A 16,123-nucleotide genomic window follows, 5' to 3' on the forward strand; every position below is an offset into this window, starting at 1 on the left:
AAACACATGAGTACAGCACGCGTACAAAAAAATACAACGGAGCAATCGAGTGGAAATTCTTCTCGGTCAAGTTTATTTATTGCGCCAACGCAACTCAAACAAAAATCTGAAAACTCCAAAGAAAGCGAAACGCCTGATTTATTTATTGTCCCATCGCGTCAACAAGAAACGAGAGGAAATCAAGAAACACAATCAACCACAGAAGCTTCTAGCTCCTCATTTATCAATCAAACGTTACCAAAAAGCAGTGTTTCCACAAATACTACAACACTAGAAGAACAAAAAGAAGAAGCACAAGAAGAAACCTCAAAAGAAGCGACTGCTGAAAAGACGCAACCAGCAACACCTGAAGCTCAAAAAGCAGTGACAACGCCTGAAAATGGAGAAGCAAAAGCAACAGTAAACGCAAAAACAGGAAACACACCTGTTGGAAAAAGTGCTAAAGGAAGTGGTGGCGCTGGTGGCGGTGGCGGAAACTCGTATGCAGTTCCAAATGGACCACAGGGTGGCGTTGGAGAAAAAGAAAACGTCAAAGAAGAAGAAGCGCCATTGGTATTGCCAACAGAAAATGGAAAAGTATACGCCGACGGATTGATGAGTCAAACACCATCAAACTTTATGAGAGGTGTTAAAGAATCGGGTACAACGGCTTCGGAAGTTCAAAAAAATGAGCAAAAAACATTACAAGAATCTCTTCCAGAAATAGAACAACCTACGGGCGTTCCTACCAAATCGGCTGCGCAAAAAGCCAAAGCCAAAGCAGCGTCTGACAAAGTTGGTGAGCAAATAAAAAGTGATAAAAATACCTTGGGCGATTTGGCTCCGACAGGAAAAAAAGAAGGCGAAAAAATTCCAGAAGTAAGCCAACAGCCAGCAAGTACGGCAATGGCAAAATTGCGTAGTATTTCTACTTGGGGAAGAAGTGGTAGTGATGAAGATAAAAAATCGCAAATAAAAAGCGGTATCAATAACTTGCCAACTTCGGAAAGTGTGAATACCAATCCTGGTGAAAAGCCAAAAGTTGACTTGACAGGTCAGGCAGATCCTGAAAAAAACAAGCAAAACTTAGACGAATCTACCGAAACAACCAACAAAGAACAAGCTAAAAATCTCGCCGAAAGCAAACTCTACAAAGGCGAAGATGATATCTATCCAGAAATGGAACTCGAAATGATGTCGCCTACGGTTGAGTTTGCGCCACCGCCAGAAACTACAGGACTTTCCGAAGAAATTCCAAACGTATCTGCTGAGGTTAAAAATAGTTTTGACACACAAGCAAAATCGTACATTGATCAAGAAATGGCACCTGATATGCAAAAGCAAAATGAGGAATATGCCAAAATGCAGACCGATCAAGAAAAAGAACGGTTAAAATCTGAGCAAGACATTGATGCGGAAACACAACGTGTAAAACAAGAACAAGAACTTGCGCAAAGTACCGCAAAAGCGGATGTAGAAGCACAACGAACCGAATGGCAAGAAGAAAACGAAAACGTCAAAAAAGAATATAGCGAAAAATCGGAAGCAGAAAAGAAAAAAGTTGATGGCGATATAGACACGCAAGTCAAAGACGCCGATACCAAAATTGCTACCGAATATGACAAAGCCAAAAAAGAAGCGGATAAAGAAGTTGAAAAGACCGATAAAGAAGCGGCAGCTAAAAAAGCAGAAGCGAAAAAAGAATCGGAAAATAAAAGCTGGTGGGACAGAGCTATTGACGCCGTAAGTAGTTTCTTTGACAAACTCAAAGAAGGACTCAATAAACTCTTTGACGGTTTGCGCGCGCTTGTAAAAGGCTTGATAGAAGCTGCGAAAAAACTAGCCAACAAACTCATCGATTTAGCACGTGATGCGATTGTGGGACTCATCAAAGCCTTTGGAGAAGCCTTAAAAGCCTTAGTAAACGTTGCCTTAGCTGCATTTCCGAAACTTCGCGATAAATTCAACGCTGCTATTGACAAAGCCGTCAATGCTGCGGTAAACGTCGTAAATACCTTGGCGGAAGGACTCAAAAAAGCGGTAAATGCGTTGCTAGACATTCTCGGAGCAGCACTCGATGCCATTTTAGCGGCGTATCAAGCATTCTACAATTTGTTGTTAGATGCGATGAAATTCTTAGTATCTGGCTTGATTCAAATCATACGTTTCTTATGGAATTTACAAGTAGGAGCGTGGCATGCGCCAGGACAATTCTTTGGAGCCTTGGCAGAAGTCGCTTTAGGCGGAAATCCTGCAGAACCATTAAAAAACTTTGAAGTACCGATTGGACAAGAAGAAGCGTGGGCTGCTGCGATGGGGAAAAGTTCAGGTGAAGCAACTGCCGATGCTACAAGTGCTACGCAACCAATTCCAGAGCATTTACAATCGGTATTGACAAAATCACAACTAAGTAATGACGATGTTACTATTGAGCCATATCCTGCGGTAACCTTAGAACCTGAATTACTCGCTGGTTTACCACCAATGCAAGATGGCGGAACCATGGAACTTGGAGGTGCTGGTGCAGATGCCGTTACAGCTCAACAACTACAAGCTTCGGCTGCAGCTGATGCAGGCTATGCATTGCCACCACAACAAGTCACTGAATCCGTAGAAGAAAATGCAGAATCGGCAACTCAATCTGTAGATGAAGCAGCTGAAAAGCCAAATCCAGATTGGATAAACATGTCCGACCCTGAAAAACTCGATCATTACAACAACCAAATGTTGGTAGAATCCGAAGAAGTTGGAAATACCGAGCCAACTCCAGGAAAAGTAGCGTCGACACCAAATATGGACAACGATCCTGCCACGCTTATTACCAAAACAGGCCGTTTAGACATCGCAACACGTTTGGCATTTATGGGACGTCAAATGATGACAGGATTGCAAGTATTCTGGAATAAAAACAAAGTTTGGATTATCGCTGCTTTAGTCACAGCATTAATTGCTGCGGGACTCATAGCGTTTTTTACAGGTGGTGCCGGATTGGTGGCAGCAGTAGACATTATTGTTAAAGCTTTGGTTATCATCTTTGGTGCGTATGCGGTTTTCCAAGCGATGGGACATATATGGGATTACGTGAAAAAAGCGTGGGCTGGCGATGCTGTTGGTGCAGGAAAATCCTTAGCAATGGCAATGGCGGTTATTGTGATGGAATTCTTGTTGGATAAAATCCTCTTAGGAATGGGGAAAGTCTTCAAGCGTGTCATGGCAGCAGCCAAAACGACTCGTATTGGACAAAAAGTGATGAAAGGTGTCAACTTTGTTCGCAAAGGTGTAACCAAAACTGGAAACATCATCAAAAAAGGAGTTGCCAGAATCAAAAACACGCGTTTAGGAATCCGAATTCAAGGAATGGTTGGCAAAGGAACCAAGAAATTGAGTAACTTACGTCAGAAGATTTTGGAGAAATTCAAATTCAAGCGAATTTGGATTGAGAAGCGCGGAAAATGGTTTGAGCTTTGGGCAGAATTTAATCCTGAATTCCTATTAGCCAGAGAAGATGCTGATACAGGAGAACGTATTAAAGTAGAAGCAGATAACAGATTCACACCTGAAAACAAAGCACAATGGCGTAGAAATGCTGATGGAACTTATGAAGTAAAAGTAGATGCAAATTCTCCTTGGGAGAGTGCTACAAAAATGGACGATAAGATTGACGTTCCTGCGAAATTCAAAACTGATGCTAACGGAAACATTATTGAAGATACGTATACACGTACCAGACCGAAAGATCCGAACAATCCTGCAGATGTGGATGCGTTAGATCCATTAGACAAAAAAATGCATCAAGCACAAGTAGAACGAGGAAATATTGTTGATGAAATTGCTGATAGTAGAAAAGTTGATGGTGTAGAAGAAGCATTAGCTAAAAAGAAAGCGAAGCAAGAATTAACACCAGAAGAGCAAGCATTATTAGACGAGCATTTTAAAGTAACCAATAAAAAAGTTAAGAATAGTGAACAAATAGGAGATATTGGAGCGGAAGATGCTATCAAAAAGAAACATACTAATATCTCTGAAACTCACACGCATGAAGGCCCAGGCGTATTTGATCAAGTTCATAAAACGGAATCGGGTGAATATATCATTGTGGAGGCTAAAGGAGGAAGTTCTACCTTAGGTTCAGCAAAACATAATGGATTTAGAGTAGAGCAAGGAACAGCAGAATATTTTGAGTATGTTATTGAACGAATGCGAAATTCTGGAGGAGCCAAAAAGAAATTAGCGGATGAAATTATGGAGAACTATGATCTCAATGGAGGCTTTTCACAAATAAAATTCTATAAAGCACAAACGCCTATTGACGCTAATGGTCAGGCATTAAACACTATACTTACTGAATTTTCAATATAAAAAGAATGGCTAATACATTAGAATTTAATAATTGGGATGAGAACTCATTTAAAGACGATTACGATAAAAATTTTAACGGATTTAAAGAAAAAATGCTGAACGCAGCTAAATCTAATCCCAATACATCACATAGTCTTTTTAAACGGGCAATTTTATGGTTTGCCATAAAATATGTCCATAACGAATCTTCTTTTGAAGAGTTGTCTTATTATATGAAATTAGCAATGCAAGCTGCTTATGCTCATATACAAACTGAAGTGAATTTAGGAACAACACAAGAACTTTGGATTGATAATGAAAAAGTAAGCTTGCAAAAAACATCTTCAACTCACAAAACGAACGTAGCTACATTGATGGAAATCAATGATATTACCTGCATTTGCCGTTGTGAAAAAGTGAAAGAAGCCATCTTTCGACAAACCGATCCGGGACCGTTTTTTCATAATGTGAATTTGGCGCGTTCGTATCATTATCCATATTACTATTTAGAAAAATCATTGCATAAAATTGACGATGCTGTAATTCAGCGTCAGTTGGATAAGATGGACAAAAGTGCGGAAGACTTTTTTAAAGATGACGACGAATGGAATGATTGGTATGAAGCTATCTATCTTCCATTGAGTGCATTGCGCAATGCATTTTACTTAGGAAATGAAGCGTCTTTCAATGAAAAATTACAAATTGCTTTAGACAAAGACCGGGCTTTTAACGACGATGCAAAAGGACGTTATGCCAATCCAGACAATTGGATTCCTTGGGAAATCAATGCTTTTGCATGCAGAGCGCATGACAAAGGTTGGAATATTACCGTAAATGATAGTCGATTGTTGATGTTTCTAGTAGAAGGTAAGTGCAATGTTGAAAATTTGGCACCATAATGACAAATAAATATCCCTAAACGTAGGTACTCATTGTACACCTCAATTTTTGTATATTTAAAAAACAAAAGTAAAATCGTATGGAATCTATCAGTAATTCAGAACAAAAAGAGCAGAAAAAAGAAGCAACATTGCATCCAATATTGCAATGGTTTTATGATGTTATTGTAGCGTTCAACAAATTTCGCCGCTCTTCATTTTTAAGTATTATCATACTTATCATCATGTTACTGTTAGTGAAAGGATTGGATCAGGCATACACCTTATTGGTTGATATGATTGAAGATAAGAATTCCTATTCGTTGTTGCTGTGTTACACGATTATTTCAGTATTTGCCTTAGTTATTTCACACTATCCAATTTATATTTACTACGCAAAAGACATCAACGACAGTAAAGATGAAAACTTTTGGTACATTCACAAACTATGGTTTTACAACATTTTTACATTTAGTAAAAAACCAATTGAAGCCAAACCTTCCCAAAAAGCAGCATATTCACAAGATTATAAAGCAAAGTTTTTTAGACATGCGCTGGGAATTTCCATCTTTAGTATATGGGCGTATTACATCTATAAATCGTACGAGCCCAAACTCTATTATGTGTACGAAGGTGTTTCTGGTATCATTATTTTTAATTGGATTATTTGCCTGATTCCGTACATTTTGCTCATTATTTTTCTTCGAAAGAAGCAAAAAACAGACAACTTCAACAGTGATTATAAAAAGCAAGAAGATACAAATGACAATGCTGCGGTTTATGATACATTTTACAAAAAAGGTGTTTTGTCATTTTACATGTTAATGCTGTTCTCAATCGTGTTATTGCTTTGGGCAGCTTTTCTCTCTGAATTCAATCTTACTTCGTATTATTTATTACAATTACTAACATTTTTACTTTCAGTAACTTACATAAGTTTTCGTTTGTTCCGCTCAAAGTTAGATGTGTATCTTGCCATTCCGTTTATTAAAAAAATTGCGTTTAGCTACAATTACGTGAGCTTTTTCTTTGTCATAGCATTATTGCTCTTTGGAATGTTGGTGTATTGTAACATCGGCGTAGCGTATGGAAAACCATTGCCAAATGCTATGGCGGTATTGTTTGCCTATTTTTTCATATTCTATTACATCTTAACCTGTGCGTTAAAATCGTTATTCGTTATTCAAGCCATTAAAAGACAAAGTAACGCTTACGAAAAAGGAAAAATTACCAAAAAAGTCTATGAAGATTACTCAGGATTGACGCCAAAAGGAATCAATCGTTTGGTAAAACTAAAAGACCAAAAAAGCTTTGTAAAAGGCGGAAATGTCATCACACTTATTGTATTAGGATTTATTCTTTTTTGCTCGTTAATCGCGGTCATTTCTCCAAAATGGAATGAAAGTTATGTGCATGAATTAGACACCGATAGTGTTCGTAGAGATGATAGCGTATTGCCTTTGAACAATTATATGGACTCGTTAAGAAAAAAAATAAAAAATAATAAAAAACCGCTAATTTTTGTTGCCTCTCACGGTGGTGCTTTAAAAGCAAATATTTGGACGATGAAGTTACTCAATCATATTCAAGAAGAAACAGAAGGTGAATTCTTAGACCAAACAGCTTCGTTTTCAGGTGCTTCTGGCGGAATGATGGGATTGGGCATGTATTCGGTCTTATCTGGAAAATATAATAATAAAACTAAAAATAGATTTAAAAATATAGAAAACCGTATCAATAAAGTTGCTTCAGAAAATTACGCATCCAGCGATGTATCGTATATGTTGGGTTGGGATTTTATCCGAAAAATGATACTGCTTCGAAAAGTCAGCAAACACAAAGATAGAGCGTATTATTCCATGGTTACCTATCAAAACTTACTTGAAAAACGCGACACACGTATGTTAGATACAGTATCTTTTCAGGGATATTGGTATGACAATATTTATAAGAAAAACGACTATTTTCCAGCAATTTTGGTCAATACCGCAAAAACCAACGGGAGAAGAGGTGTTTTTAGCTCCGTTCGTTATGATGATGATGAAGATTTATTTTTAAATGCAGATAATTTAGCGCAATTACAACCTATTGTTGACGGCAAGCGTCCTGTAGTATCGTTTTATCAAGCGTTGTCGTGTACCAACCGTTTTCCTGGATTCAGTCCCGCAGCAAAAATTTCGGGTTATGGACATTATATTGACGCGGGCGCGATTGACAACAGTGGATTATTGACAAGTTTGGATTGGTACGACCGACTTAAAAACGGCGACAAACCAGTGATTATGCCAGAAACAAACGTCATTTTTGTGGAAATCATCAATGGAAAATCGAATTATATCAAATATCTACTAAGAGCTTTTAAAGAAAAATATGATATTGACTTTTTAGAATTTGAAGAAGAAGAACAAGGAAATCTGTCAGCAGTCATCAGCGCAGGCGTGAATTTAGACAAAAATCCAGATTACTTTAGTGATTTGATACGACGTTTGGAAAAGCGAGGTAGAAAACCGCTAGAGGAAATTCAATTTCAAGAAGATTCTATTTATAACGCCAATAAATTCAGTATCAGATACATTCCAATATATTTGCCTAGAGTCATCACGTTAGACGATGTGGAAAGTTTTGTAGGTGGAGATGTTAAAGAGTTGATTATCAATTCAAAAGGAAAAGAAATTCATGCGAGAGACAGTCTCATTAAATTTCTAAAAGAGCGAAATAAAGAAATATACGACGACACTGAAAATATTTCCGAATCTGGCAATTGGGAGACTTACGAACCGACATTGGCGCGACATTTAAGCCCAAGTACCATTAAGTATTACGATAGAATTCTCAAAAATAACGACACAATTATTGAACGAATTCAAGAACTCAAAGATGAATTAAACAAAAAATAAAAAGGGGAAAAACACCCATAAAAAAAGGATTTCAACGGTTTCATAAATCCACAAGTATTCTTTTATTTATGCTGCTATAACGCGCAGCATCTGCGTGTATCATAATTTCAATATCATGACTACAGAACTCATAGACTATATAAAACAAGCGGTGCGATTTCGTTTGGCAGAAGTTTCAGGAAGCGACGAAACCATTGATTTCCCAACGTTTGACTTTGCCAATGACGATTCGGAATTTTCCAAATTTGTAACGGAAAACAACTTTCAAATCTATGAAATACTGATTTTGCTGCTTGCCATGTTGCCATACATTGCACCAGGTTTTTTAACCAGCATTCTCTCCGAATACTTTCCAGAAGGAAGTGATTTTCCTGAATTTGGAGGTGTAAAAGGCAAACAATATCGCGGTATTCTTCCAACGGGCGAAACGGCTATTTTTATTGTGGTTGGGACGAATTATAGAGCGCGAAATTTTATCATTTCTATTTTTAATGAAGAACATGCTTTTGCTAAAAAATCAATTTTACGCTTGAGTGATGTGCCTGAAGGCGAACCGAAAATCAGCGGAACGTTATTGTTAGATTTTGAATACGTAGAACTATTTGTATACGGCTCAATTTCCAAGCCAAAACTCAGCCAAAATTTCCCAGCAGAATTGTTAGAAACGCAACTCGAATGGGACGATTTAGTACTGAATGAAAAAACACTCAAAGAAGTCAACAATGTGCTCGTTTGGATGGAACACAACAATACGCTGCTCAACGATTTTAATATGGTTGACAAAATAAAACCAGGCTACAAAGTCATGTTTTTTGGTGCACCAGGCGTCGGAAAAACGCTCACTGCCAGTTTGATGGGAAAACACACAGGAAAAGACGTCTATCGCATCGATTTGTCATTAGTCATCTCAAAATATATTGGAGAAACCGAAAAAAATCTTTCCAATCTCTTTAACAAAGCCAAAAACAAAGACTGGATTCTCTTCTTTGACGAAGCAGACGCCATTTTTGGAAAACGTACAGGCGTTCGCGATGCGCATGACAAATACGCCAACCAAGAAGTATCATACTTACTACAACGCATTGAATCGCATTCAGGATTGGTGATTTTAGCATCTAACTATCGCAGTAATATCGACAAAGCATTTACGAGAAGATTTCAATCCATCATCGATTTTGAAAGTCCAGGAATTCCGGAGCGCTTAGAACTTTGGCAAAAATACATTCCAGAAGCGTTTATGTCGGAAGAAATTAATCTTCAAGAACTTTCAGAAACCTATGAAGTTACAGGTGCAAACATTGTCAATATTGTGCAATATGCTTGTTTGCAAGTCTTAGCAGAAGGTGGCACGCAATTGACCAATGAAATTTTGGAGAATGCAATTCGTAGGGAATTTATCAAGGAAGGGAGAATGGTATAGAAAACTAACTAAACTCTCAATAAAACTTCTAACGGAAGTTATTCAAATCAACATTAAAGTAGACGCAATTTCAACATATAACAGAGATTGTGTCTTTTTTATGCTTTTAATTTACTTCACAAAACAAGACCAAAGAAATCGTAGATACTTTGTTCATTTTGGTCAATACGGTACAATCGCATAAAAAACTTGTTAGTAAGTTGAATATTATTCCGTTTCAGAGTTGGTGTCGTATGCGTTTCGGTGTGGGTTTGTGGAGATAGAACCTTAGAAATCATCACTCACAAAAAAATCACAACGCTTACAAAGTAATTTTTCACTTTCAACAAACAAAAAGATAGTTTTATACAAAACTGTTTTAAAATGCTTAAAAAAGTTTATGGAAGTGCCGTTTTTGGAATTGAAGCTACCACAATCACTGTGGAAGTGAATATGGTAAAAGGAATAGGTTATCACTTGGTAGGTTTGCCCGATAATGCCATTCGTGAAAGCAATTACCGAATTGCTTCTGCACTGCAAAATAACGGCTACAAAATTCCTGGAAAAAAAATCACCATTAATATGGCGCCTGCCGATTTACGAAAAGAAGGCAGCGCGTACGATTTAACCTTAGCGTTGGGAATTTTAGCAGCGTCCAATCAAATTCAGTCTGAAAATTTGGAAAACTATTTGATAATGGGCGAATTATCGCTAGACGGAAGCTTACAGCCCATTAATGGCGTGTTACCAATTGCAATTAAAGCGCGTGAAGAAGGGTTTAAAGGCTTTATTCTACCAGAACAAAACGCCAAAGAAGCCGCTGTCGTCAACAATTTGGAAGTCTATGGTGTACAAAACATTAAGCAAGTCATTAATTTCTTTGATGCTGGCGAACCCTTAGAACAAACGATTATTGACACACGCGCAGAATTCCTAAAAAACTTAGCCTTTCCCGAATTTGATTTCTCAGATGTAAAAGGGCAGGAAAGCATCAAACGCTGTATGGAAATTGCGGCGGCTGGCGGACATAACATCATTTTGATTGGACCACCAGGTTCGGGAAAAACGATGTTGGCAAAGCGCTTGCCATCTATTTTACCGCCACTAACGTTACACGAAGCTTTAGAAACAACTAAAATTCATTCAGTGGTTGGAAATATTAAAGATAAATCAGGATTGATTTCCGAACGACCATTTCGAAATCCGCATCATACAATCTCCGACGTTGCTCTAGTGGGCGGAGGAAGCTATCCACAACCAGGAGAAATTTCGTTAGCACATAATGGTGTGTTGTTTCTGGATGAATTACCTGAGTTTAAACGTAGCGTCTTAGAAGTTATGCGGCAACCGTTGGAAGATAGAGAAGTCACGATTTCGCGTGCACGATTCACCATTACCTATCCAAGTAGTTTTATGTTGGTGGCAAGTATGAATCCAAGTCCGAGTGGATTTTTCAATGATCCAAATTCGCCAATGGCAGCGTCTCCGATGGAAATGCAACGCTATATGGGCAAAATTTCTGGCCCTTTGTTAGACAGAATTGACATTCACATAGAAGTGACACCAGTTCCTTTTGAGAAACTTTCAGAAGAACGCAAAGGCGAAACCAGTGCTGAAATTCGTCAACGCGTTATCAAAGCACGAGAAGTACAAACGAAACGTTTTCAAGATTCAGAAATTCTACATTACAATGCACAAATGAACACGAAGCAAATTCGGAAGTATTGCAAATTGGATGCTGAAGCCTTGAATTTACTCAAAAATGCCATGGAACGATTGAGTTTATCCGCAAGAGCATATGACAGAATTTTAAAAGTAGCAAGAACCATTGCCGATTTAGCTCAAGAAACAGATATTTCACCCAATCACATTGCAGAAGCTATTCAATATCGAAGTTTGGATAGAGAAGGTTGGTTGGGATAATTAAAGAATACTTAGGGTATTTCCCTTCATAAATTTCAGTTTGGACTTTTGAAAATCGTTATTTTTTTTCGACCAATAGAAAGGAACTCACAATTGGAAATCCTAACGATAATAAATATCAATTGAAGAATTGTTTGTTACTAGGCGACTTAGGCTACCTATCTGCTTAATATCAAATCAATTTGTTTGAGAGTCAAAATATTAGACTAGAAACACCGAAGAGAAAGAATCAAAATGATTATAGAGAGCAACCTTATATTTTTAGAAAATCTAGAAAAAGAATCGAAACGCTATTCTCGCAATTGTGTGATCAATTCATGATAATAAGCAACTACGCTAAATCTTTCGATGGATTTAAAAACAGAGTTCTATCTAAAATTACTGCAATGACCGTTATTCAATGCATTAATAAATTTGAGTTTAACAGAAATATCAATAATCTAAAAATTAATATTACCTAAATGCACAACGGGTTATTTAACTAAATTACAATACTGAAGTCATTCTGTAACGAATTTCATATATGGAAGATCTGTTTATAATGATTTTGTTCATACCTAACAAATCAAGTTTTGATAACATTTTAAAAGTTTTAAGTAGGTTAATTATGTCTAGTAAATAGGTTTTTACGCTTTTTTTTTGAAATAAAACCTTATAAAAAATACGGTAAAAACATAAGTGTGTTATATATAAAATTCTGATATTGAATTTAATGAAAAACAAGCTAAACCTTATATTATTACTTTTAATTTTTCCGTTTGTTGTACATTCTCAAAAAAAAATATTTGGAGTTGTCAAAGATTCTTTGGGATTTGTAGAATTTGCCAATGTTGTGTTATATGATACTGATAAAAAAATCATTTCAGGAACAACAACTAATAAAAATGGAATATTTGAGCTGACCACATCAAAAGTCGATTGTGAGCTTATGATTTCATATATTGGGTATGTTTCTCTAACGAAAAAGGTTACTATTAAAGAAGATACCAATATAGGAGAGATTTTCATCTTCCGAGATAAAGACCTAATAAAGCAAGTAGAAATTTTAGTAAGAAAACCACGAATTATACAAAAAGTAGATAGGATTGAATTCAACATAGAAAATTCAGTACTTACAGACGGCAGTTTATGGAATGTCATAAGTAAATCTCCTGGTATTGTGACTTCAAATAATGGCGATATACAAATGTTCGGAAAAAACAATGTCTTAATTTACATTGATAACAAACCTATTCGATTAGGTGGTGAAGAATTGATGAACATGCTTGAAAGTATGCGTGCTAGCAATATAAGTAGTTTAGAAATTATAGATACGCCACCTTCTAATTATGATGCTCAGGGTGGAGGAGTTATTAACATAAAGACAAAACGTAAAAATGATCTTGGTATTAATGGAAGTATAAACTCTCAAGCTAAATTTTCTATTTTCCCTAAATTTAATAATGGCTTTTCTCTTAATTATCTTAAAAGGAAAGTTGGAATTTATTCAACCTATAATTATGGATCAGGTACTAATAATGGTAGAAAAGAAAGAGAAACTAATTATTTCCAACAAAGTGATTTGATTTCTATTTGGGATGAAAATACAAATATAAAATCCAGAGATAATACACATAATTTCAGGTTGGTTATAGATTTAGCATTAACTAAAAGAAGTAGTCTTAGTTTTACCTCATATGGAAATATTCCTGATTCCGATAGAAGAACCATTACAAATACAGATATTTTAAATGTATCCAATTCTTCAAACGATTTTTTAAATACATTAAATAATACACTGTCAACTTCAGAGAATATATCTAATAGTCTTTTTTATGAATTCAAAATTGATAAAAGAGATCGTTTAAACATTGAGATTGAAAATACAAATTACAATTCTAAATCTAATGAAAAAGTCATAACAGATGGCTCTAACTTTTTCGCTACAGATGATTTCAGGTCAGATTCCAAACAAAAAATAAATATTACGTCAGCAAAAATCGATTATGTAAATATTATTAGTGCTTCTAAAATAGAAATGGGGATTAAAGCAGCTTTTACCGATTCAGAAAATAATCTTAATTACTTTAATATAAATGGTTCAGCGGAAACCTTTGACTCTTTAAGGAGTAATGATTTCTTATATAGTGAAAACACTTATGCAGCATATTTTAGCTATGCCAGGAATTTTGAAAAAATTTCTATAAAGTTAGGACTACGTGGTGAATTTACTGAAACCGAGGGAGATTCTAAAACATTGAATCAAGTCAATGAGTTTGATTATTTCAGGTTGTTTCCTACATTTTATATAACTTATAATTTAAGGAAAAGATCTTCTTTGCGGTTTGCCTATGGAAGAAGAATTTCTAGACCCAATTTTGGATTGTTAAATCCTTTTAGATTTTACTATAGTCCTTTTAGTTTTATTGAAGGAAATCCATTTCTACAACCTTCATTTACTGACAATTTTAGCTTTACTTATTCCTACAGGGGAAAACATTTTTTTAAATACTATTTCAATTATACAGACAATCCTTTTACACAAATATCATTTCAAGATGGAGAAAATGAAACATATAGATATTTTGCGGTAAATCTAAATAATAACCTTTCCACTGGGTTATCAGTATTTTCAAAAATTGATATGAAAAAATGGTGGATTTTGAATTTGCAGTGGAATTCATATTACAAACGAAACAGTTTTATTTCACAACAAAATACAACAATCAACAATTCAAATTGGAATTTAGACATATTCATTACAAATAATTTCTATGTATCAGAGAAAACATCTTTAGAGTTGTTTACGAGATATTTATCCCCCAAAATACAAGGAGCTTTTGAATTAAAATCCAGACACGAAGTTTCATTTGGAGTTTCTCACAAAATTTTACAGAATCGTGCTAGATTATCGATTTACGTTGGAGATATTTTTAATGGTTCAGATTTTAACTTGGAAACTAGATATGAAGATCAAGATCAAGTCTTTTTTGATGATAGAGAAAATCAATTTTTGAGATTTGGATTTTCGTATAGATTCGGAAATTCTAAAAGAAATAAAGAATCTCAAAGAAGAGATGATATTCAAAATGAAAAAGAACGAATTTAAAAACATATACGATATAAATAACCTTTTGCAGAAGCATCTACCTGTGGGTGTCAAATCGCAGGACATTAATTAATCAACTTTAAATTTTTTTATTATGAAAAACAAATTTAGACTAAAAATCAAAGATGAGTCTTTGGATTTGAATGCATTCAAAAATGATGCGATTCAAGATTTAAGTGGCTCTTTAAAAGGAGGAATTAGAGCTTGGGAAGAAGCTTGGGGAGAGTCTTGGGGAGAATCCTGGGCAGAGTCTATCAGACTACCAGTTAGATCAGACATCTAAAGAAAATTAAATTAAATGAGAGAAATCGTTTCTATTAGAGGGTCGATTTCTCTCTTAAAAATCACTATCATGAAAGTCAATACCTTAGTTTTAAAAGTGGCTAGTAGATGTAATCTCAATTGTACATACTGTTATATGTATAATGTAGGAGATAATACCTACTTGAAACAACCAAAATTTATGTCTTATAAAACTGTAGATGCTATATTAGATAAGATTATAATCCACCATAAAAGAAAAAAACTAAAGCAATTTAATTTTGTTTTTCATGGCGGAGAACCTTTGTTGATGAAAAAAGAGTTCTTTTATTATTTCATAGAAAATGCAAATAAACGTTTGAGAGATGAAAATAATATTACATGTATTTTTCAACTTCAAACAAATGGGATTTTGCTTACCCAAGAATGGTGTGAAATATTTAACGAACTAGACATTTCCATGGGAATCAGTCTGGATGGAAGAAGAGAAGATAACGATAAGTACAGAGTGGGTCATAAAGGAGAAGGTTCATACGACGATATTTTAAAAGGTTTTGATATTGCAAAGAAATTTTCAAAGAAAAGACCTGGATTCTTGTGTGTAATTAATATTGATGCTGATCCAGAGGATACTTATCACCATTTTAAAGAATTAAATATTATTCCAGGAGATTTTTTAATTCCGTATGCAACTACGGATAAACCACCTCAAAAAAAATCAAAAGTTTTAGGTATCTCTGAAGCAACTCCTTATGCAGATTGGCTTATTAGAATTTTCGATATTTGGAGAAAAGAATCAATAGATGAACGTTTAAACATTAAAGTTTTTAATACATTAATAAAATTGATTTTGGGTAAAGACTCAAGTTCGGATAATTTTGGTAATACCGAAAATTCAGTATTATTAATTGAAACCGATGGAGGAATTGAATCTATTGGAGCACTAAAACTATGTGGTAATGGATTTACCAAACAGGGTGCAAATATCAACACTCATACTTTTGCGCAGGCTCTTGAAACAAGTTTGGCAAAACTATATCATCAAGCACATCTTATGTTGCCAAAAAAATGTACTGCATGTCCAATAAACGAAGTCTGTGGAGGTGGACACATTGCACATAGATACAGTAAAGAAAATGGATTTGACAATCCATCCATATATTGTAATGATTTTATGAAATTAATTTTGCATATTCAAAATGCCCTTGTTGATAGTTTTTCTGATGAATATTTGGAAAAAAATGAATTTGAAAAGGTTAGCTACTCAGAAGTAAGAGAATATATGGATAATTTGGATTTAGATAGTTTGACTGTTCCTGAATATAAAAAAGATTTGGAAACATTTTAATAAAGTATAGAA

Annotated in this window: 8 protein-coding genes and 1 pseudogene; all 9 read left to right on the forward strand. The window is 35.2% G+C overall.

The features are described 5' to 3' along the window. The first annotated feature begins 6 nt into the window (after window positions 1-6). The 9 genes and pseudogenes from C8N46_RS06685 (at window position 7) to C8N46_RS06725 (ending at window position 16,111) form a co-directional block, all read left to right on the forward strand. Window positions 7-4,338 carry a hypothetical protein gene (locus C8N46_RS06685; protein WP_108114090.1) on the forward strand — a complete coding sequence of 1,444 codons (4,332 nt, stop codon included), beginning with the start codon at window positions 7-9 and terminating at the stop codon, window positions 4,336-4,338. 5 nt (window positions 4,339-4,343) lie between these two features. After that, entirely contained in the window at window positions 4,344-5,216 is an 873-nt protein-coding gene (locus C8N46_RS06690) for an Imm49 family immunity protein (protein ID WP_108114091.1), read from the forward strand. A gap of 80 nt (window positions 5,217-5,296) precedes the next feature. Next, a complete protein-coding gene (locus C8N46_RS06695; RefSeq protein ID WP_108114092.1) occupies window positions 5,297-8,092 on the forward strand; it encodes a patatin-like phospholipase family protein in 2,796 nt (931 codons plus the stop codon). A gap of 115 nt (window positions 8,093-8,207) precedes the next feature. Further along, complete coding sequence (locus tag C8N46_RS06700) at window positions 8,208-9,512, forward strand: ATP-binding protein (protein ID WP_108114093.1); 1,305 nt, start codon at window positions 8,208-8,210, stop codon at window positions 9,510-9,512. Between the two features lie 363 nt (window positions 9,513-9,875). Then, window positions 9,876-11,414: a YifB family Mg chelatase-like AAA ATPase gene (locus C8N46_RS06705; RefSeq protein WP_108114094.1), complete on the forward strand. Its 1,539-nt coding sequence runs from the start codon at window positions 9,876-9,878 to the stop codon at window positions 11,412-11,414. 119 nt (window positions 11,415-11,533) lie between these two features. Further along, window positions 11,534-11,875 (forward strand): annotated as a pseudogene (locus tag C8N46_RS06710) (transposase); the annotation flags it as partial. 251 nt (window positions 11,876-12,126) lie between these two features. After that, a complete protein-coding gene (locus C8N46_RS06715) occupies window positions 12,127-14,502 on the forward strand; it encodes an outer membrane beta-barrel protein (protein WP_108114095.1) in 2,376 nt (791 codons plus the stop codon). Between the two features lie 94 nt (window positions 14,503-14,596). Then, entirely contained in the window at window positions 14,597-14,785 is a 189-nt protein-coding gene (locus C8N46_RS06720) for a hypothetical protein (RefSeq protein WP_108114096.1), read from the forward strand. Between the two features lie 69 nt (window positions 14,786-14,854). Further along, window positions 14,855-16,111, forward strand: coding sequence for a radical SAM protein (locus C8N46_RS06725; protein WP_158269098.1), 1,257 nt, complete (start codon window positions 14,855-14,857; stop codon window positions 16,109-16,111). Window positions 16,112-16,123 lie beyond the last annotated feature (12 nt).

It is taken from the genome of Kordia periserrulae, from assembly GCF_003054265.1.
Classification (GTDB): Bacteria; Bacteroidota; Bacteroidia; order Flavobacteriales; family Flavobacteriaceae; genus Kordia; species Kordia periserrulae.

Excerpts from the sequence above, each read along its gene's own strand:
- C8N46_RS06685 (WP_108114090.1), top strand. The coding sequence starts at position 7 with ATGAGTACAGCACGCGTACAAAAAAATACAACGGAGCAATCGAGTGGA.
- C8N46_RS06690 (WP_108114091.1), top strand. The coding sequence starts at position 4,344 with ATGGCTAATACATTAGAATTTAATAATTGGGATGAGAACTCATTTAAA.
- C8N46_RS06695 (WP_108114092.1), top strand. The coding sequence starts at position 5,297 with ATGGAATCTATCAGTAATTCAGAACAAAAAGAGCAGAAAAAAGAAGCA.
- C8N46_RS06700 (WP_108114093.1), top strand. The coding sequence starts at position 8,208 with ATGACTACAGAACTCATAGACTATATAAAACAAGCGGTGCGATTTCGT.
- C8N46_RS06705 (WP_108114094.1), top strand. The coding sequence starts at position 9,876 with ATGCTTAAAAAAGTTTATGGAAGTGCCGTTTTTGGAATTGAAGCTACC.
- C8N46_RS06715 (WP_108114095.1), top strand. The coding sequence starts at position 12,127 with ATGAAAAACAAGCTAAACCTTATATTATTACTTTTAATTTTTCCGTTT.
- C8N46_RS06720 (WP_108114096.1), top strand. The coding sequence starts at position 14,597 with ATGAAAAACAAATTTAGACTAAAAATCAAAGATGAGTCTTTGGATTTG.
- C8N46_RS06725 (WP_158269098.1), top strand. The coding sequence starts at position 14,855 with ATGAAAGTCAATACCTTAGTTTTAAAAGTGGCTAGTAGATGTAATCTC.